We start from the raw sequence: 19,658 nt of genomic DNA, 5'->3' as shown, positions 1-19,658 counted from the left end.
AGAATCCTACCGGCCTGCGGGGCCGATTAGGACCGGACTCCTTGTCCGATTCGCGTCAGCGCTGGGCGGTGCGGAAATTCTCGGCGCGATAATAGGCGACCGGCTCCGGGGGCATCGGGGGGCGGCCTCGGACGCGGTCGGCGATCTTTTCGGCCATCATGAGGGTCGGCGCGTTGATGTTGGAGGAGACCACCGTCGGCATGATCGACGCGTCGACCACACGCAAGCCCTCCAGGCCATGCACCCGGCCCTCGTCATCGACCACGGCCATGTCGTCGGATCCCATCCGGCAGGTGCAGGAGGGGTGATGCGAGGTCTCCGCCTTGCGGCGGGCGAAGGCGTCGAGCTCGGCATCGGAATCGACGGCCGCACCGGGCGCGATCTCGGCGCCGCGAAACTCGTCGAAGGCCGCCTGGGCCACCACCTCGCGGGTCAGGCGGATGCCGTCCCTGACCTCGGCGCGATCTTCCGCGTCGGCCAGATGGTTGAACAGGAGGCGCGGCGGCGCGAAAGGATCGCGCGAGGCGAGCCGGACATGGCCCCGGCTGCGCGGGCGCATCTGGCTCAGATGGATCTGGAATCCATGGCCGTCGATCTTCTCGGCCCCGTCATAGCTGATCGCGACCGGCGCGAAATGGTGCTGCAGGTTCGGGAACTCGATGCCGGGCCGGCTGCGGAAGAAGCTGCCCGCCTCCCAGATGTTCGAGACACCGATGCCCCGCTTGAACAACAGCCACTCCAGCCCGATGCCGACCTGGTTCAGCCGCTTCGTCGCCGGATAGAACGACACGGGCTTGGTGCAGCGATACTGCACCAGGAAATCCAGGTGATCCTGCAGGTTCTCGCCCACGCCCGGCAGGTCGGCCACCACCGGGATGTCGAGCGCCTGCAGCTCCGGGCGCGGCCCGACGCCCGAGAGCTTCAGGAGCTGCGGCGAGTTGATGGCACCCGCCGACAGGATGATCTCGCCGCCGCGGACCTCGCGCTTCTGGCCGTTCTCGACGAACGCGACCCCGCTCGCCCGCCTTCCGTCGAACAGGATGCGCGCGACCCGGACCTTGATCTTGAGATCGATATTGCCGCGCTTACGCGCCGGATGCAGATAGCGGCGCGCGGCGCTGGAACGGACGCCGCCGAAGGTCGACCGCTCCATGCGGTAGAAGCCTTCCTGGCGATAGCCGTTCACATCCTCGGTATAGGCATAGCCCGCCTGCTGGCCGGCCTGAAGGAAGGCCTGGAACAGCGGGTTCTTGCAGTCGGGAATAGTGACGCGGAGGGGTCCGTCGGCGCCGCGATAGGCGCTCGGGCCCAGGGCGCTGGTCTCCATCTTCTTGAAGTAGGGCAGGCAATGCGCGTAGGACCAGCCACCGAGGCTGTTGCGTTCCGCCCAGCGGTCGTAATCGAGCGGATTGCCGCGCAGATAGACCATGCCGTTGATCGAGGAGGAGCCGCCGACGACCCGGCCGCGCGGATAATAGACGCGCCGGCCGTCGAGATGGGGCTCGGGCTCGCTGTGATAGAACCAGTTGTAGCGGTCGCTCTCGAGCGGGACCGCCAGCGCCGCCGGCATGCGCAGCATGTAGAGGCTGCGATCCATCGGCCCCGCCTCCAGCACCAGGATGCGCGCCGATGGGTTCTCGCTCAAACGGCTGGCGAGGACGCAGCCGGCCGACCCGGCACCGATGATGATGAAGTCGTATTCCCGGCTCACCCGAACGGCCTCGCCCATCCCCCAAGGCCGCAAGGAATCAAGACCGGCGGCCGGGGCTTTGGGCCAGCTTCACGGATTCGCCGGGAGGCGTAAACGGGAATCCCGCCGCTCGAATGTCCTAGGACACCACTTTGGGCGGCGATGGCCCGCTCTCGAACAAACGGGCAAGATCGACGCCCGGCGCGAAGACCGCGCCCGCGAGGGGACAGGCATGAAAGACGACATCCGGAAGATCGGTGTGGTGGGCGCCGGGCTCATGGGCGCGGAGATCGCGCTGACCTTCGCCATCGCCGGCTATCCCGTCCGGTTGATCGACCAGACCGAGGAACGGGTGGCCGCCGCCCGGGAACGGCTGCTGGTGCTGGTCCGGAAAGGGATCGCGCGCGGCCTTTACGCGCCCGAGCAGAAGGACCCGATCTTCGAGCGGCTGACCACCGGCACGGCGCTCGAGAGCCTTGCGGATTGCGACTTCATCACCGAGGCGGTGTTCGAGGAGGAAGGGGTCAAGGCCGAGGTCTTCCGCAGCCTCGACCGTTTCTGCCAGCCCGGCTGCATCATCGCCAGCAACACCTCGACCCTCCCGATCTCCACCCTCGCCTCCTATGTCGGCGCCGCGCGCCGCTCCCGTTTCCTCGGCACGCATTACTTCTCGCCGGTCTCCCGGATGAAGCTGGTCGAGGTGATTCCTGCTTTCGCCACGGCACCCGAGATCGTCGCCCGCGTGCGTGCGCTCTGCGAGGAGGCCGGCAAGACCACGGTGCTGATCAAGGATGTCACCGGCTTCGCCGTCAACCGGATGCTTCATGCCTTCGTGATCGAGGCGATCCGGCTGGTGGAGGAAGGAGTCGCGAGCCCGGAGGATATCGATCTCGCCTGCAAGCTGGCGCTGGGCCACCCGATGGGACCGTTCGAGCTGATGGATGCCACCAGCTCCCATCTCTGCCTGCAGGTCCATGAGATCCTCTACGGCGCCTATGGCGAGCGCTTCCGCCCGCGCCCGCTGCTGAAGCAGCGGGTCAAGGCCGGCTTCGTTGGCGGCCGCGGCAAGCCGGGCTGGCGCAAGCGGCGCTGACGGACCTCGCGTCAGGCCGGGAACACGAACACGCCGCGGGGATCGAGCGAGACCCGGATCACGGCACCGGCCTCGACCATCTCCCGGCTGGTGAGACGCATCTGCAGCGCCGTGCCTTGCGAGGAGCCGTTCTCGACAAGGATCTCCAGCAGGGCGGAACCGCCCAGGAGCCGCGCCGCCGTGACCCGCGCCGCGGTTGCGATCCTGGCATCGGGTGCCGCCGGCAAGATCGCCTCGGGCCGGATGCGGATATCGGCACGGGCCCCCTCCGACAGCGCGGGCGCCGCGATCGGTCCCAGCGGCGTGGCAATGGCACCCCCGGCCACGATGCCGGCCATCCGGTTGACCTCGCCGAAGAAGGAAGCGACATAACCGTCGGCCGGGTTCCCGTAGAGCTCCGCCGGAGTGCCGAGCTGGGCGATGCGCCCCGCTTCCATCAGCGCGACACGATCGGCCATCATCATCGCTTCCTCGGGATCATGCGTGACCAGCAGCGTGGTGATGCCGTTGGATTTGAGCAGGTCCGTGGCCTCGCGCTGCATCTGCCGGCGCGTGCCGACATCGAGGCTCGAGAAGGGCTCGTCCAGCAGCAGGAGCCGCGGCTTCGTCACCAGGGCGCGGGCCAGCGCCACGCGCTGCTGCTGCCCGCCCGAAAGCCGGTGCGGCAGCTCCGCCGCACGATCCGCCAAGCCGACCCGCTCCAGCATCCGCAGGGCCGCCGCCGTCCGCTCCGATCGTGCCAGCCCGCCCAGCCCGAACGCCGCGTTCTCGAGCGCCGACAAATGGGGAAAGAGCGCCAGATCCTGGAACACCATGCCGACCTCGCGCCGTTCCGGCGCCAGGTGGATCCCGGGGCTGGCAAGGGTGCGGCCGTCGATCTCGATGCTGCCGGCCTGCACCGGCTCGAGCCCGGCAATGAGACGGAGCAGCGTGCTCTTGCCGCAGCCGGAGGGTCCCGCCAGGCAGATGACCTCGCCCGGCGCCACTGCCAGCGACAGCCCCTGCAACACCGCGATTGCGCCGTACCGGTGCGAGAGGTCCCGAACCAGGAGCAGCGGCAGGCTGCTTGCGGATATCGTGCTCATATCACCCCCTGTCAGACGCCGCCGGCCGGTCGCCCGCCGGTCGCAGGCCGAGACGTGCCAGCAGCATGACCGGCGGCAGCCCCACGATCACGATCAGCAAGGCCGCGATCGCGCCGTTCTCGTAAGTGCCGCGCGCCGCCTCGGCATAGAGCTGGGTCGCCAGCGTCTCGAAGTTCAGCGGCCGCAACAGGAGCGTCGCCGGCAGCTCCTTCATGCAGTCGACGAAGACCAGCAGGACCGCGGCGCCGATGGCGGGCTTGATCAGCGGCAGATGCACCCGCCATATCGCCGGCAGGGGTGCCACGCCCAAGGTCCGCGCCGCATCGTCGAGCGATCGCGGGATCCGGCGGAAGCCAGCCTCGATGCCGCCGGTCGCCACGGCCAGGAAGCGCGCCACATAGGCATAGACCAGGGCCGCACCCGAGCCCGAGAGCAGAAGCCCCGTCGAGAGTCCCAGATAGCGGCGCACCGCCTGATCGACGGCATTGTCGAACTCCGCGAGCGGGGTCAGCAGCCCGATGGCGAGGACCGTGCCCGGGATCGCATAACCGATGCTGGCGCAGCGGGCGAGCGCCGCCATCGCGGGCCCCCTTGCCAGCCGCACGGCATAGATCACGCCGACGGCGATGAGCGTCGCCACCGTGGTCGCGATGGCCGCGACCAGGACCGTGTTTCCAGCTTGCATCAGGATCGAGGGCGGCATGCCGACCTGGCCGACCCGTCGGAGCGCGGCCGCGAGCAGATAGCCCGCCGGCAGCACGAATCCGAGCAGCACCGGCACCGCCGCCAGCGCGAAGGCGAGCCAGCCCGTTGCGCGCCCGAGCCGTTCCGGCATAAGACGCCTCGCCTGCCGCGAGGAGGCCGCGTAATGCCGATGCCGGCGAGCCCATCGCTCCAGAAGAATGAGCGCCAGCACGATCGCGACCATCAGGAGCGCGATCTGGGCGGCACCGGACAGGCTGGAGCGGTTGATCCAGGTATCGTAGATCGTCCGCGTGAGCGTGCGCACGCCGAGGAACTCGGAGGCGCCGATGTCGTTCAGCGCCTCGAGCAGCGCCAGCGTGGCCCCGGCCGCGATGGCGGGCCAGGCCAGCGGCAAGGCGATCCGGAAGAACAGCCGCGCTGGCCCCGCACCGAGCAGCCGCGAGGCCTCCACGAGCCCTGCCGCCTGCATCGAGAACATCGCCCGCGTGGGCAGATAGACATAGGGAAAGAGCACCAGCCCCAGCAGCAGGATGCAGCCGCCCAGCGAGCGGATGTCGGGAAAGGCCAGGTCGCGCGGCCGCTCGAATCCCAGCAGGGCGCGGATCGCGCTCTGGATCGGCCCGATCGGATGGAGAAGGTCGAGATAGGCGAAGGCCACGATGTAGGTGGGCATCGCCAGCGGCAGCAGCAGGGCCCAGGCCAGGACGCGCCGGCCGGGGAAATCGTAGGCCGTCACCAGCCAGGCGCAGCCGACGCCGATGACGATCGTGAGCGCGCCGACGCCGCCCAGCAGGAGCAGCGTGTCCCGCAGCGCCCGCGGCAGCACATGGCGGGCCAGATGCGGCCACAGATCGCCCGAGCCCTCGGCCGCGATGACGGCGATCGCGGCGGCGGGTGCCAGGACCAGGACCGCGGCCAGGGCGGACAGCAGCCACCAGCCGCCATGACCGCGGTCGTGCCGCGTTGGGAGTTTCAGAGAGATCAAGTCGGCTCGTGCTGCGGTCGGAGCATGGGGTGGCGGCAACAAGACCGCCACCCGGCACCCATCAATCGTCGAAACCGACCTTGTCGACCAGCTCGCTCGCCGCCTTGCGGTGCTGCGAGATCTCGATGAGCGGCGTCGAATCGACGGTCAGCGGCCCGAGATCGGCGATCAGCTCGGCGCCCGCCACGCCCGGCTTCACCGGATATTCGTAGTTGGCTTCGGCATAGAGCGCCTGCGCCTCGTCGGACACCAGATACTCCAGCAGCTTCACCGCATTGTCCTTGTTGGGCGCATGCTTGGCGACGGCGGCGCCGGAGATGTTCACATGGGTGCCGCCGCCGGCGAAGGTCGGGAGGATCGGCCGGATCGCGGCCACCCACTGCTCCTGCTCCGCTCCGCCCTTGCCGCTGCGCATCAGCCCCACATAGTAGGAGTTCGCCAGCCCGACATCGCAGATGTCGCCCAGGATGTCGCGGGCCACGTCGCGATCGCCGCCACCGGCCTTGCGGGCCAGGTTCTCCTTGACGCCGACGAGCCAGGCTTCCGTTTTCGCCTCGCCATGCTTGGCGATCATCGCGGCGATCAGCGCCGTGTTGTAGGGATGCTGGCCCGAACGGATGCAGACCTTGCCCTTCCAGGCGGGATCGGCCAGCTGCTCGTAAGTGAATGACGTGAGATCGGTGCGCTCCTTCGAGGCATAGAGCGCGCGGGCCCGCAGCGACAGGGCATACCAGTGGCCGTCCGGATCGCGCAGCTGGGCGGGGATCGAGGCGGTCAGCGCCTCGGACGCCGTCGGCTGGGTGACACCCTGCTCCACCAGATCGACCAGGTTGCCCACATCGACCGTCATCAGCAGATCGGCCGGCGAGTTCGCGCCCTCGGCGAGGACGCGCTCGGCCAGCCCGTCCTTCAGGAAGACCGTGTTGACCTTGACGCCGGTCTTCTCCGTGAACTTGTCGAGCAGGGGCTGGATCAGCCCTGCCTCGCGCGTGGTGTAGAGATTGAGCTCGCTCGCGGACAAGGGACCGGCCACGAGGCTCGACACCAGCAGGGCGGCGGTGAAACTAAGGGAGCGAAGGGCTGTCATACGGTCCTCCAAGAGAGAGATTCTGGTGGGGGGCCGCGCCGGGACATGACGCGAGTGACCATCCTCCGGGCTTCGTTCCCGCCGCCGCCTCAGCGGTGCCGCCAGGAGACGCCACCCAGCCCCCGATAATCCCCGAAAATTCATAGGTTATCGAGGCGATTGATTGTCATTCGCATCAGCGGATTTGGCAAGGACAAACGGCAGTCCACGCCTGAGCCCCGCCAGCGGATGGCGGTTTCATGACGGAATCCCGGGCCTGACAGGAATTCGTTCCGCCTATTCCGCGGCGGCGGGAGACGGCCCCTCGACCAGAGGGGTTTCGGCCCGACGACGTTGCAGCCAGCTGCCGAGCTGATCCAGATAGAGATAGACGACGGGCGTGGTGTAGAGCGTCAGCGCCTGGCTGACGATCAAGCCGCCGACGATGGCGAAGCCGAGCGGCTGGCGGATCTCGGAGCCGGTGCCCGTGCCGATCATCAGCGGCACGCCGCCCAGCATGGCCGCCATCGTCGTCATGATGATCGGCCGGAAGCGCAGCAGGCAGGCCTCGCGGACCGCGGCGACCGGATCGAGGCCGCGCTGCCGCTCCGCCGCGATCGCGAAATCCACCAGCATGATGCCGTTCTTCTTCACGATGCCGATCAGCAGCAGGATGCCGATGAGCGCGATCAGGCTGAAATCGAAGCCGAAGGCCATCAGGATCATCAGCGCGCCCAGGGCCGCCGACGGCAGGGTCGACAGGATCGTCAGCGGATGGATGTAGCTCTCATAGAGCATGCCCAGGATGATGTAGATCACGACGATGGCGGCCGCGATCAGGTAGGGCTCGCTGGCGAGCGAGGTCTGGAAGGCCTGGGCGTTGCCCTGGAACGTCCCGGTCAGGGAGGGCGGCAGGTTCATCTGCGCCTCGGCGGCGCGGACCGCCTCGGTCGCCTGGCCCAGCGAGGCTCCCGGCGCCAGGTTGAAGGACAGGGTCACGGCCGGGAACTGGCCCTGGTGGTTGATCGAGAGGAAGGCCGTCGGCTCGGTGGTCCATTTGACCAGCGAAGCCAGCGGCACCTGCTGCCCGGTGATCGGAGAATGGAGATAGATGCCGTTGAGCGCCGTCGGGCTGGCCGCGTTCTCCGGCAGCACCTCCATCACCACGTGGTAGCTGTTGAGCTGGGTGAAATACTGGGCGACCTGTCGCTGGCCGAAGGCATCGTCGAGCGTGTCGTCGATGAGCTGCGGCTCGATCCCGAAGCGCGAGGCCTGGTCGCGGTCGATCGTCAGGGTCAGGGTGGCGCCGCCGGTCTGCTGGTCGCTCGCCACGTCGCGCAGCTCCGGCAGCGTCTTCAGCTTGTCGAGCAGCTTCGGCGCCCACTGGTTGAGCTCGTCGAGGCCCGCATCCTGCAGCGTGTATTGGTACTGGGTACGCGCCAGGCGGCCGCCGACATTGATGTCCTGCGCCACCTGCAGGAAGAGCGCCGCCCCTTCGACCTTGGCCAGCTGCGGGCGCAGCCGGCGGATCACCTCGTCGGCCGAGACACCGCGCTCGCTGCGCGGCTTGAGGGTGATGAACATGCGGCCGTTGTTCTGCGTCTGGCCGCCGCCCGAGCCGATGCTCATGCCGACGCCGGCCACGGCCGGGTCCTGCAGCACGATGTCGGCCAGCGCTTTCTGGTGGTGCACCATGTCGGCGAAGGAGATGTCCTGCGCCGCTTCCGACGTGCCGAAGATGAAGCCCGTATCCTGCTGCGGGAAGAAGCCCTTGGGGATCGCCACGAAACAGTAAGCGGAGGCGGCCAGGGTCGCGAAGAACAGGCCGAGCATGAGCCGGCGATGGGCGAGCGCCGCATCGAGGCTGCGGCGATAGCCCGAGAGCAGCAGCTCGAACGCATGCTCCGAGGCCCGGTAGAGGCGCCCGTGCCGCGCCTGCCGCTCGTCGCGGAGGAAGCGCGAGGCCATCATGGGGGTCAGCGTCAGCGAGACGAAGGCCGAGACCAGGATGGTCATGGTCACGGTGACGGCGAACTCGTGGAACAGCCGGCCGACGATCCCGCCCATCAGCAGCAGGGGGATGAAGACCGCCACCAGCGACAGGCTGATCGAGACGATGGTGAAACCGATCTCGCCCGATCCCTTGATCGCGGCCTGCATCGGCGACAGCCCCTCCTCGAGATGCCGGTGGATGTTCTCCAGCATCACGATCGCATCGTCGACGATGAACCCGACCGAGATCGTCAGCGCCATCAGCGACAGGTTGTCGAGGCTGTAGCCCATCAGATACATGAGCCCGGCCGTGGCCGACAGCGCCAGCGGCACCGTCACGCTCGGGATCACGGTCGCCCACAGGCTGCGCAGGAAGACGAAGATCACCATCACCACCAGCGCCACGGAGAGCATCAGCGTGAACTGGATGTCCGAGATCGAGGCGCGGATCGTCTGCGTCCGGTCGATCAGGACCTGGACCTTGACCGTCGGCGGAATGGCGGCCTGGAGCCTCGGCAGGGCCGCCTCGATCCGGCCGACCGTCTCGATGACGTTGGCGCCGGGCTGCTTGAAGATCGGGAGCAGGATCGCGCGGGTCCCGTTCGCCCAGGCGGCGAGCCGCACATTCTCGGGCCCGTCGATGGCCTGGCCGATATCGCGGACACGAACCGGCGCGCCGTTCCGATAGGCGACGATGACGTCGTTCCAGGGTTCGGCCTGCAGCACCTGGTCGTTGTCATAGATGGTGAAGCTGCGGGTGGCGGCGTCGATCGTGCCCTTGGGGCTGTCGACGGTGGCGCCCACCAGGCTCGCCCTCACATCCTCGAGCGAGAGACCCAGGGCCGCGATCTTCTGCGGGTCGACCTGGACCCTGACCGCCGGCTTCTGCTGGCCGCCGATCGAGACCTGGGCCACGCCCGAGATCTGGCTGATCTGCTGGGCGAGCACGTTCTCGGCATAATCGTCGACGGTGGTCAGCGGCAGGGCGTCGGACGTCAGGGCCAGCACGAGGATGGGCGAATCCGACGGGTTGACCTTGCGATAGGTCGGCGGCGACGGCAACGACTGGGGCAGCTGGCCGCCGGCGGCGTTGATCGCGGTCTGGACATCCTGCGCCGCCCCGTCGATGTCGCGGCCGAGATCGAACTGGATCGTGATGGCGCTGTTGCCGAGCGTGCTGCTCGAGGTCATCTGGGTCACACCCGGGATCTGGCCGATCTGGTGCTCGAGCGGCTGGGTGACCGAGGAAGCCATGGTCTCCGGGCTGGCCCCCGGCAGCTGGGCCGAAACCTGGATGGTCGGGAACTCCACCTGCGGCAGGGGCGCCACCGGCAGCAGCGGATAGGCCGCCACACCCACCAGCATGATCCCTGCCATCAGCAGGGAGGTCGCGATGGGTCGTTCGATGAAGATGTTCGAGATGCCCATGTCGCTCTCCTAAGGCGCCCTGCCGGGGATCCGTTGCACCGCCCTGCCCTGCCTCAGGATGGCGCGTCGGCGCTCTTCGCTTCGATATGGACGCCGGGCTGGAGGCGGTACTGGCCCGAGGTCACGATCTGCTCGCCGGCGGTGACGCCGTCATCGATGACGGCGACGCCATCGGCGATCTGACCCACCTTGAGCTTGCGGATATCCACCGTCCCGTTCGCGGCGACCACATAGACGTAGTAGCCGTCAGGACCGCGCTGCAGCGCCCGTGCCGGAACGGTCGTGACGTTGCGGGCCGTGTCGGCCAGGAGGCGGATCGTGACGAACTCGCCCGGCCAGAGCGCGCCGTCCCCGTTCGGGAAGGTGCCCTTGAGACGGATCGTGCCGGTCGTCTGGTCGATCTGGTTGTCGACCAGCGCCAGCGTGCCGGCCGCGATCTGGGTCTTGCCGTCGCTGCTCACGGCCGCGATGGCGACGGTTCCCGCCGCCATGGCCTTGCGGACCTGCGCCAGTTGGTCCTCGGGCAAGGTGAAGATGACGGAGATCGGCGCCAGCTGGGTTACGACCACGAGGCCGTTGGCATCGGCGGCATGGACGATGTTCCCCTGGTCGACCAGCCTTATGCCGGTCCGCCCGTCGATCGGCGAGGTGATGGTGGTGTAGTCGAGCTGGGTCTGCGCGTTGGCGATCGCGGCCTCGTCGCCCAGGATCTGCGCCTGGAGCTGGGCCACCAGGGCGCGCTGGGTGTCGTCCTGCTGCTGCGCGGCATAGCCCTGCTTCGCCAGATCCTCGAAACGCTGCAGGTCGCGCTTGGCATTGGCGAGCTGCGCCTCGTCCTGCGCCTTCTTGGCGGTCGCCTGGTCGAGCGCCGCCTGGAACGGCCGGGGATCGATCTGCGCCAGCAGATCGCCCGTCTTCACCGGCTGCCCCTCGGTGAAGGCGACCTTCTGCAGCTGGCCGTCGACCTGGCTCTTGACCGTCACCGTGTTGAAGGCCTGCACCGTACCGAGGCCGCCGAGATAGAGCGGCACGTCGCGCGGCGTCACCGCGGCGACCTGGACCGGGACCGGCGGTGGCGGCGGGGGCGGAAGCGCGGCATGGGAGTCCAGCGTCCAAGGCGGATTCCAGAGGATGTATCCGCCGGCGATGATCGCGATCACGGCGACGGCGACGGAAAGTCGCGGCAGGCGGCGTGATCTGGCTGCTCGGTTCGTCATCAGCGTCTCAATCCAGCAAACCGTGCGACGGGCCGTCGCAACGGCGGGGATCGCCCCCGGTAGACCGAATCCCTGCCCGCATCGTGACAGGTCGCAACCGGCGCAGAAAATGGGGGCGGAAGATAACCCCTCCACCGTCTGCTCCCATCACATGGTGCGCTGCAGCAAGAGCGCAAATTAAGACGAGGACAGACTGACCCTTGGCGTCATTGCGAGCCCGCAAGGAACATCGGGCGTGATGCTTCAGGATTTACGTCCTGTAGATAATGCCGGATACAGAAGGCTGGCTTGTCTGCGCCTGCTTCGACTGTTCTGCGCCCATCCCGATCGGGAACAGCAAGGAACGGCCATCGCGACAAAAGGAAACATCGCCTCAAGGGAGTCGGTCGAAATCGTGTCAAGTCAGCAGCAATTCGATGTCATCGTCGTGGGCGCCGGCATCTTCGGGATCTCGACGGCGCTGGAGCTCGCCCGCCGAGGACGAAAGGTCGCGGCCATAGACCGGTTCGGCAGCGGCCATCCGGCCACCTCCTCCACCGGTGCCTCGAGAAGCATCCGGGTCGCCTACGCGCAGCCTTTCTACGTCGCCCTGGCTCTGGAGGCGATCGAGGCCTGGCGGCGCCTGGAACGGGCGACCGGACGGCGGATCCTGCATCTGACCGGCCAGGTCGATCTCGGCCCGCCCGCGTTCCTCGGTGAGCTGGCGCGGTCGGTGCGGGCCGCGGGCGTGCGGATCGAGGAGTTGCAGGCCTCCGATGCCCGGCGGCGGTTTCCGGAGCTGACGTTCGGCCCCGGCCAGGCCGGTCTCTTCCATGCCGAGGCCGGCACCGTCATGGCCGAGGAAGGGATGCGCGGCCTGAACGAGACCGCCCTCGCCGCCGGCGTGGCGCTGTTCCAGCCCGAGCCAGTCCTGGAGATCGTGCCGGGTCCGCGAGTCACGATCCGGACCGATCGGCGATCGCTGCAGGCCGATCATGCCGTGATCGCCGCCGGCCCCTGGAGCGGCCCGCTCCTCGCCGATATCGGCATGGCCCAGCCGCTGGCGCCGGCGATCGCGCAGGTGACCTTCCTCGATGCGCCCTCCCTGGTGGATCGCCCCGGCATCGCCGAGTGGCAATCGGTCGGCGATGGCGGCGTCTATGGCCATCCGGTGCCGGGCATCGGCTACAAGATCGCCTTCGACGCAGGCGCGCCCGGATGGCGACCGGACATCGAGGAATGGATGCCCGATCTCGATGAAGAGCGGCGGATCCTGGAATGGCTCGCCCAGCGCATGCCGAACGCGCCGCGCCGTGTGGCGCGAACCCAACGCCATCCCTGGACCATGACGCCCGACGCCGACTTCATCGTCGACCGGCGCGAATCCCTCACCCTCGCCTGCGGATGCTCGGGCCATGCCTTCAAGTTCGGCCCCGCGTTGGGCCGGCTGGTGGCCGACATCGTGGAGGGCGGCGAGACGCCCGACCTGCTGCGCCTGGATCGGCCGGGCCTGCGGCAGGCGGCCTCGCCCACGGCACCGATCGTCCGGTAAGGGAAACGCCGGCGCAGGAGCGCGCCGGCGTTTCTTCCTGTCCTCATCGGACCGGTTACTTCGAGGCGACGATCGAAGGATTGTCGGGCGATATCCAAACGGACTTGAGCGCGCCGTTCTCGACGATGGCGATGTGATAGGCGCGCATGCCCTCGCTCTCGGCGAGGTAGCCGGCGATGGGCTTGTCGCCCGTATCCCGTGCCGCGATGGCGATCGCATCCGCGAGGCCCGCCTTGGCATGCGCGACGGCCATCACATTCGCGCGCTCGGACGGATTGAGGCGATGTAGGGGAAGACCATGCATCGCCTCGGTCACTCTTCCGCTCTGCGCATCGACGATCGAATGGTAGACGCGACCGTCTTTTGTCAGCCAGACGAGATAGTGAGGATGGCTCTCGCCGGCCCGGAATATGGCATCCACCGGAATGCCGCCACTGTCGGTCGCCGCGGCGGTCACCGCATCCTGGAGAGAGATCTGGCTGGAGGAGAATGCGGAGAGATCGTCCGGCCGGACCCGGCTCTGCAGCGGGACAAAGCGCGTCGGGCTGGAGGCGGCAACGGGTGAGGATCCGGCCGTGGCGCCGGACGGCGTCGCGGCCTGGGCGAGCGACGCGCCGACAAGTGCCGAGGTCAGCAGAGCCATCGGCAAGGTGAAGATTCTTTTCATCGCGGGACTCCATGGGTGGATGGGCGTTGGGCGCGCCGAAGGCGGCCCGTGAGAACCCATGTTGGAGCCGGACGTTATCGCGGCCTGTCCTGCCGCTTAAATGCGGTTCATCGGCGCCCGAAAGGTGTCGGACGCCGCGCCCTCAGATGTCGCGCACCATGAGGATGGAGCGGTCTTCGTAAGGGTGGGCCGGATGGGGCTCCAGCACCCTCCCCCCCACGGCCCGAAATCCATGCCGCCGATAGAAGGCGCCGGCGCGGACATTGCGCTCGAAATGCTGGACGCTCAGCTGCCGGCAACCGGCCTCGATCGCCTGTCCTTCGACCTTGCGCAGCAGGCGCGAGCCGATCCCGCGCGAGCGGTAGGGCTCGTGAACGGCAAACGCGTTGATATAGAAGCTGCCCGGCACCTCGAACTCGAGCTCGACGAAAGGCCGGAGGAAGGCCGGCAGTTCCGACAGCGCGCTCCGGTCCTCGTCGCTGATATCGGGCAGGCGGTAGGCAAGAATCATGCCCGCGACCGTACGGGCGATCTCCGCCACGGTCGCATGGCGATAGGAGAAGCCGCCCTCCTCGCGCGCCGCGCGCTGCTCGCCGACATCGAGCGCCGTCTCGCCCGGCCTCGCCATCTGCGCCCAGAGATAGCCGGGAATGCCGTCGCCGGCGATCTCGATGAGCGCCGCCAGACTGCGCGCGTCATGCTGATCGGCATGCCGGATCAGCAACGCGGGGACCCCGAGCTCCGGCTCCAAATCCGCCTCCACCCTTCGGCTGGATAAGCCCGGGCCCACTCTGACGCTCTGCTCCCGGAGCATCAAGCCGGGAGATTCGGCGCTCGGTTCGTTGGGAACCGGTTCCCGGCCGCGACGTTCAATGAAACCCGGGGAATTCCTGTGGCAGGCCCCGGCGGTTGTCACAAGCGAGATCCTCAAGGCCGGTTCTCGCATCGATCGCATCCGCCCTCGGCAGGCAGAGGAAAAGCGCTCACCCTCAACATCCGAGGAAGGGACACATGGTCACGAGCTTCTCACAACTCCGTCTCGCCGCAGCCGCGGCCTCGCTTTCGGTGGCGGCCCTGCTGATGGCCGCCTGCTCATCGCCTCATTCGCCTCCGACGCAGACGTCCGCCACCAATCCCACCGTCACCTACCGCTATCGCGGCGACGAGGAGCTGGTCTCGGCCAACGAGAAGGCGGCGGCCTATTGCAGCCAGTACCGGTCCGTTCCGCAGACGGTCAGGATCGACAACGAGTCGGACGGCAGCAAGACGGTGGTCTTCGACTGCATCGCCACGGCGGCGCCCGCCACCACGACGATGGCCTACAATCCGAACGACCCCTACGTCTATCACAGCGACCAGGATCTGCTCGCGGCGACCCAGAGTGCCGACGCCTATTGCCGCAACAGCGGATCGATGCGCGCCGTCACGACGGTCAGCAGCGACAGCACGGGCGCCAAGACGATCACCTTCCGCTGCGTCCCGCAATAACCGGCAGACGAGGCGAATGCTCGGCCCGGACGCCGGGCGCTTCTAAGGCTTCAGATGCTTGCCGAAGAAGTCCAGCGTCCGGGCCAGCGCCTGCTCATGGCTGGCCTTGTCGAAGCTGGCGCGTTCGTCGCAGCTGAAACCGTGGCCGGCATTGTAGGTGAAGATCTGCACCTCGGGCCGCGCCGCCCTCACCTTCTCCACGTCGGTCATCGGGATGCCGTGGTCATGCTCGCCGAAATGCAGCAGCACCGGGACCTTGGGCTTCTCCTGCGCATGGGCCGCGATCATGCCGCCGTAATAGCCCACCGTGCAGGCGAGACCCGGGAGCCGTGTCGCCGACAGGAAGGCGAGCGACCCGCCCCAGCAATAGCCGACGACCGCGATCTTGCCGGCCCCCTTGAGCGCGCCGACCGCGGCCGCGACATCGAGCAGCGTGTCCTCGAGCTTGATGGCGGCGCGCAGCTTGATTCCGCGCTGCACCGAGGCCTCGTCATAGCCGATATCGATCCCGCGCTCGGCACGATCGAACAACGCCGGCGCGAGCGCGGTATAGCCCAGCGCGGCGAAGCGGTCCGCCACGCTGCGGATATGGTGGTTGACGCCGAAGATCTCCTGGATGACGACCAGCCCGCCCTTGGAGGCCCCGGCCGGCGCCGCCCGGTAGGCGGCAAGCTTGAATCCGTCGGCGGCCTTGAGTTCGGTGACGCTTCCCATCCTTGCTCCTCCTGTTCGACCGAAGAACCGGTGCCTGTCATGACGCCGGCGTAATCTGCGCTTTGGGCGAGACTAGGCCGGGTCCTCCGGCAAAGGAAGTTTCAGAAAATTCAGCCTCCTGACGCGCCTGGCCCCCGCCTCGGTGCGGCAGACCCGGCTGCGGCGCGCCCGTAGGACCGCCTTCCCGAAGCACGGACCGGCGCGTGTTTTGACATTTGCCTGCCGGGAGCCCTGCGTATTATCTTGATTGGCGAGCCGACAAGGGAACGCGAGCAAAGTCTCCCGCCGGCGCAAGGGGAGGATCGAACGCGCAAAAGCCGTTGCCTGTCCCATGACGCGCGTCATCGCCAGGGTCGAGCGCGGCCGAATCCATCGATGAAGGCAGGCGAGGCCCGTTCGGGCCTCATCTCTTGTTCGTAGCGCGCAGAGCGCGCCGGTAACGACGCCGTCATTTCCCGACCCCGCTGACGTCATCGATCGCGACAACGATCGCCGGCAGCCCGGAGGGAAATGTTGAATGGATATTCAAACGGAGAGGCAGGACCTTGCAGACCGATTTGCGTCACACCGAGCTGTTCAAGCGCATCCAGAAGGCCGACGCGGACTGGCTGCTGGGGGCCGACCGGCCGCCGGATCTCTACGACATCGCGCTCTCGCCCGACGGCCGCACCATCGCCGGCAGCGGGATCGTGGCGACGGCCCTCGAGGGCACGCTGCCGCAGCGCATCTTCCTGGTCGATGTCGCGAGCGGCGAGCTGCGGGCGGTGTCGCCGGGACCCTCGACCGATCTGGCGCCGAAATGGTCGCCCGACGGCCGGCGCCTCGCTTACCTCTCCGACCGCGAGGAGCCCGGCATCACGGGGCTCTGCCTCCTCGATCTCGCGACCAAGGCCGAGACCTGGGTTCCGATCGGGGATCTGTGGGTGGAATATGCCCATTGGTCGCCCGACGGCAGCGCGATCCTGATCGGCGCCGCCGCCCGAGGGGTCGATCTTTCCGGCTTCCTGGGCGGCTACACGTTCCAGACCGCGGACCCCGCCCTTCCCGACTGGACGCCGCAGGTCGATATCGGCGTCGATGACAGCCAATGGCGCAGCCTCTGGCTCTACGAGCTTGCCAGCGGCTCGCTCCGCCGCCTGACCGGCCCCGGGCTCAATCCCTGGGAAGCCTGCTGGGCCGGCGCCAAGGCCGTGGCCTGCATCGCCTCGAACAATCCGCACGAGAACGACTGGTACCGCGCCGATGTCCGGCTGATCGATATCGCCAGCGGCCGCGTCCGCACGGTCCACCGGCCGAAGGACCAGATCGGCTGGCTCTCGGCCTCGCCCAGCGGCACCCAGCTCGCCGTCGTCTCCTCCTTCAGCAGCGACCGCCAGTCGACCACCGGCGAGCTGACGCTGATCGCGGTCGCCGACGGCGCCACGCGGCGCGCCGACACGAACGGCGCCGACATCACCTTCACCGCCTGGCAGAGCGAGACCGAGATCCTCGTGGCCGGCATCCGGTCGCTGGAGACGGTCCTCGCCTTGTGCGATGCCCGGACCGCGCGGTCGAAGGAGCTCTGGTCCAATACCGCCACCACGCTCGGCGGCGAACGCTATTTTCCGTTCGCGAGCCCCGCCACGACCCCCGGCGAGTGCGCCGTCACCCTGGAGGGCTTCTTCACGCCGCAGACGATCGCGGTCTTCCGCGGCGGCGAGATGAAGACCGTGGCCAGCCTCGGCCCCAAGGGAGCCGCGGCGACCCTCGCGGCGCTCGGCCGCGCCGAGCCCTATAAATGGAAGGCCAAGGACGGCTGGGAAATCGAGGGCTGGCTCCTGCGGCCCACCGGCGACAAGGGGCCCCGTGCCGTCATCGTCGATGTGCATGGCGGCCCGGTCTGGTCCTGGCGGCCGACCTCGGCGGGCCGCAGCTCGCTCTATGTCACCCTGCTGCAGGACGGCTACGCGATCTTCCAGCCCAATCCGCGCGGCAGCACCGGCCGCGGGCTCGATTTCTGCCGCGCCGTGGCCGGCGACATGGGCGGCGGCGACGCGCAGGACATCCTCTCCGGTCTCGACCGGATGGTGGCCGAGGGCATCGCGGATCCCAAGCGCATCGGCGTCACCGGCGTTTCCTACGGCGGGATCATGGCGGCCTGGATCATCACCCAGGACACGCGCTTCGCCGCCTCGGTCGTGGTCTCGCCGGTGACCGACTATGTCAGCGAGCAGCTCACCAGCCATATCCCGGGGTTCTGCGAGAACTTCCTGCTCGACAACTACAAGAATCCCGGCGGCGAATATTTCAAGCGCAGCGCCATCATGTTCGCCGACCGGGTGAAGACTCCCACCCTCAATATCTGCGGCGCGCTGGATCGCAACTGCCCCGCGGTGCAGGCGATCGAGTTCCACCGGGCGCTGCTGCAACATGGGGTGAAATCGGTCCTGGTGCATTACCCGAAGGAAGGCCATTGGGTGCAGCACCATCCCGCGATCGCCGATTACGGTGCGCGGGTGGTCTCCTGGTTCCAGGAGCATATGCCGGCCTGAGCAACGACGGACATCCTCGATCACATCCAACAACACAGCTGGGAGGCTGCAGATGGATCACGACGACTGGAAGGCTCGACAAATCCTGTATTCGTTACGGCAGGGCCGACTGTCGCGGCGGGAGGCTTTCACCGCGCTGCGAACCGCGGGCCTCTCCCTTGCCGCTCTTCGCCTGCTTGGCGGCTCCGCCTGGGCGGATGCGGCCGCGAGCGGCGCGGTCGGCCCGGGCGGCATTCCGCTGGCACGGCCCAACCGGCCGGTGAAGCTGCCGGTCTTCAAGGACCCGATCAAGAGCGGGCTCAAGCCTGAGACGGGCGGCACCTTCAACATCTTCAACTACGCCGACTATGTCGACAAGAAGCTGCTCGACGCCTTCGCCAAGAAGTATGACGTCAACGTCCAGGTGACCACCTTCGACAGCATCGACCAGGCCATCACCAGGCTGGCCACCAAGGCGGTGCGGAACATGGACGTCACCGAGATCACCAGCAACCGCCTGGCGCAGGCCGTCGCCGGCAAGCTGCTGCAGCCGATCAACAAGGACTATATCCCGAACCTCAAGAAGAACTGCTGGCCGCAGTTCATGAGCCCCTTCTACGACGTGGATGCCCAATACACGGTGCCCTATACGATCTACACGACCGGAATCGGCTGGCGCAGCGACAAGGTCTCCGAGGACATCCCCAAGCTCGAAAATCCCTGGTCGATCTTCTGGAACGCCGAGAAATACAAGGGCTATGTCTCGGTACTCGACGATTCGCGCGAGGCGATCGCCCTGGCGCTGCTCTATCGCGGCGAATACGACATCAATACCGAGGATCCCAAGATCATCGACAAGGCCTTGCAGGATCTGCTGGCGCTGTCCGGCATCTGCAACCCGAAGGTCAACATCACCGGGTATCAGACCATCCCGGAAGGCAGCTGCTGGCTCGGCCATAACTGGTCCGGCAACATGCTGAGCGGCGTCCTCGCCTTCATGCCGGAAGGCGGCGACCCGACCCAGATCCAGTACTGGTGCCCGCCGCCCGGCAAAGGCCCGATCCAGAACGACATGTGGGCGGTCTGCACCGACGCCAAGAAGCCGGTTCTCGCGCATCTCTGGCTCAACTTCCTGCTCGACGAGGACAACGCCTATCATAACTTCGTCGACTACAACGGCTATCAGCCGCCGCTCACCTCGATCACCCCGGAGCGGCTTGTCGACAGCAAGCTGATCCCGCCCAATCTCCAGTCCACCATCATGACGCCCGCACAGCTGGGACCGGACTCCCTGCAGGAGGCCGCCCTGACCAATGACGGGCTGAAGCTGTGGCAATCGGCCTATGCGCGCTTCACCGGCGGCTGAGCGCTCCCTCTACGTCTGAGGACAAGAGCCCCGGCGCCCGCGCGCCGGGGCTTTTGATTCGACGATCCGGGATGCAGGGCGGTCATGGCCCCAGCCCTGCGATGCCTGGAAAACCCGGCTA

The 19,658-nt window shown here is 67.7% G+C and carries 14 protein-coding genes; 5 read left to right on the top strand and 9 right to left on the bottom strand.

The window, feature by feature from the left end; genetic code table 11:
• Positions 1-55 precede the first annotated feature (55 nt).
• A complete protein-coding gene (gene betA, locus FRZ61_RS09430; RefSeq protein ID WP_225309189.1) occupies positions 56-1,711 on the bottom strand; it encodes a choline dehydrogenase in 1,656 nt (551 codons plus the stop codon).
• Positions 1,712-1,922: 211 nt separating this feature from the next.
• Here betA and FRZ61_RS09425 point away from each other — a divergent pair, with 211 nt between their 5' ends.
• Positions 1,923-2,783, top strand: coding sequence for a 3-hydroxyacyl-CoA dehydrogenase family protein (locus FRZ61_RS09425; RefSeq protein ID WP_151116910.1), 861 nt, complete (start codon positions 1,923-1,925; stop codon positions 2,781-2,783).
• An 11-nt stretch (positions 2,784-2,794) separates the two neighbouring features.
• Here the strand turns inward: FRZ61_RS09425 and FRZ61_RS09420 are convergent, their stop codons facing one another.
• From FRZ61_RS09420 to FRZ61_RS09400, 5 genes are all read right to left on the bottom strand, one after another.
• Positions 2,795-3,868 (bottom strand): ABC transporter ATP-binding protein, encoded by a 1,074-nt coding sequence (locus FRZ61_RS09420; protein WP_151116908.1) that lies wholly within the window; start codon positions 3,866-3,868, stop codon positions 2,795-2,797.
• Between the two features lies 1 nt (position 3,869).
• Positions 3,870-5,558, bottom strand: a complete 1,689-nt coding sequence (locus FRZ61_RS09415) for an ABC transporter permease (RefSeq protein WP_225309188.1) — start codon at positions 5,556-5,558, stop codon at positions 3,870-3,872.
• A 61-nt stretch (positions 5,559-5,619) separates the two neighbouring features.
• The gene (locus FRZ61_RS09410; RefSeq protein WP_151116904.1) at positions 5,620-6,645 is read right to left on the bottom strand and encodes a Fe(3+) ABC transporter substrate-binding protein; all 1,026 of its coding nucleotides are present in this window, start codon (positions 6,643-6,645) and stop codon (positions 5,620-5,622) included.
• Positions 6,646-6,921: 276 nt separating this feature from the next.
• Entirely contained in the window at positions 6,922-10,044 is a 3,123-nt protein-coding gene (locus tag FRZ61_RS09405; protein ID WP_151116902.1) for a multidrug efflux RND transporter permease subunit, read from the bottom strand.
• Between the two features lie 53 nt (positions 10,045-10,097).
• Entirely contained in the window at positions 10,098-11,261 is a 1,164-nt protein-coding gene (locus tag FRZ61_RS09400; RefSeq protein ID WP_151116900.1) for an efflux RND transporter periplasmic adaptor subunit, read from the bottom strand.
• A 394-nt stretch (positions 11,262-11,655) separates the two neighbouring features.
• Here FRZ61_RS09400 and FRZ61_RS09395 point away from each other — a divergent pair, with 394 nt between their 5' ends.
• Complete coding sequence (locus FRZ61_RS09395) at positions 11,656-12,792, top strand: FAD-dependent oxidoreductase (RefSeq protein ID WP_191909367.1); 1,137 nt, start codon at positions 11,656-11,658, stop codon at positions 12,790-12,792.
• Positions 12,793-12,847: 55 nt separating this feature from the next.
• Here the strand turns inward: FRZ61_RS09395 and FRZ61_RS09390 are convergent, their stop codons facing one another.
• Both FRZ61_RS09390 and FRZ61_RS09385 read right to left on the bottom strand, forming a co-directional pair.
• Positions 12,848-13,435 carry a PepSY domain-containing protein gene (locus FRZ61_RS09390; protein ID WP_191909366.1) on the bottom strand — a complete coding sequence of 196 codons (588 nt, stop codon included), beginning with the start codon at positions 13,433-13,435 and terminating at the stop codon, positions 12,848-12,850.
• A 166-nt stretch (positions 13,436-13,601) separates the two neighbouring features.
• Positions 13,602-14,210: a GNAT family N-acetyltransferase gene (locus FRZ61_RS09385; RefSeq protein WP_191909365.1), complete on the bottom strand. Its 609-nt coding sequence runs from the start codon at positions 14,208-14,210 to the stop codon at positions 13,602-13,604.
• A 260-nt stretch (positions 14,211-14,470) separates the two neighbouring features.
• Between FRZ61_RS09385 and FRZ61_RS09380 the strand changes: the two genes are divergently transcribed.
• A complete protein-coding gene (locus FRZ61_RS09380; RefSeq protein WP_151116891.1) occupies positions 14,471-14,947 on the top strand; it encodes a hypothetical protein in 477 nt (158 codons plus the stop codon).
• Between the two features lie 42 nt (positions 14,948-14,989).
• Here the strand turns inward: FRZ61_RS09380 and FRZ61_RS09375 are convergent, their stop codons facing one another.
• Positions 14,990-15,661, bottom strand: coding sequence for a dienelactone hydrolase family protein (locus FRZ61_RS09375; protein WP_151116889.1), 672 nt, complete (start codon positions 15,659-15,661; stop codon positions 14,990-14,992).
• A 545-nt stretch (positions 15,662-16,206) separates the two neighbouring features.
• Here FRZ61_RS09375 and FRZ61_RS09370 point away from each other — a divergent pair.
• Both FRZ61_RS09370 and FRZ61_RS09365 read left to right on the top strand, forming a co-directional pair.
• A complete protein-coding gene (locus tag FRZ61_RS09370; RefSeq protein WP_151116887.1) occupies positions 16,207-18,192 on the top strand; it encodes a S9 family peptidase in 1,986 nt (661 codons plus the stop codon).
• A gap of 52 nt (positions 18,193-18,244) precedes the next feature.
• Positions 18,245-19,537, top strand: coding sequence for a polyamine ABC transporter substrate-binding protein (locus tag FRZ61_RS09365; RefSeq protein WP_151116885.1), 1,293 nt, complete (start codon positions 18,245-18,247; stop codon positions 19,535-19,537).
• Positions 19,538-19,658 lie beyond the last annotated feature (121 nt).

The sequence above is a fragment of the Hypericibacter adhaerens genome (genome assembly GCF_008728835.1).
GTDB classification, from domain to species: Bacteria; Pseudomonadota; Alphaproteobacteria; order Dongiales; family Dongiaceae; genus Hypericibacter; species Hypericibacter adhaerens.
This window is presented reverse-complemented; position numbering and strand designations above follow the sequence as displayed.

Bases quoted from the DNA above. Each gene is read 5' to 3' on its own strand.
- FRZ61_RS09375 (WP_151116889.1), bottom strand. From the start codon at position 15,661: ATGGGAAGCGTCACCGAACTCAAGGCCGCCGACGGATTCAAGCTTGCC.
- FRZ61_RS09365 (WP_151116885.1), top strand. From the start codon at position 18,245: ATGGATCACGACGACTGGAAGGCTCGACAAATCCTGTATTCGTTACGG.
- FRZ61_RS09405 (WP_151116902.1), bottom strand. From the start codon at position 10,044: ATGGGCATCTCGAACATCTTCATCGAACGACCCATCGCGACCTCCCTG.
- FRZ61_RS09410 (WP_151116904.1), bottom strand. From the start codon at position 6,645: ATGACAGCCCTTCGCTCCCTTAGTTTCACCGCCGCCCTGCTGGTGTCG.
- FRZ61_RS09380 (WP_151116891.1), top strand. From the start codon at position 14,471: ATGGTCACGAGCTTCTCACAACTCCGTCTCGCCGCAGCCGCGGCCTCG.
- FRZ61_RS09400 (WP_151116900.1), bottom strand. From the start codon at position 11,261: ATGACGAACCGAGCAGCCAGATCACGCCGCCTGCCGCGACTTTCCGTC.
- FRZ61_RS09425 (WP_151116910.1), top strand. From the start codon at position 1,923: ATGAAAGACGACATCCGGAAGATCGGTGTGGTGGGCGCCGGGCTCATG.
- FRZ61_RS09390 (WP_191909366.1), bottom strand. From the start codon at position 13,435: ATGGCTCTGCTGACCTCGGCACTTGTCGGCGCGTCGCTCGCCCAGGCC.
- FRZ61_RS09420 (WP_151116908.1), bottom strand. From the start codon at position 3,868: ATGAGCACGATATCCGCAAGCAGCCTGCCGCTGCTCCTGGTTCGGGAC.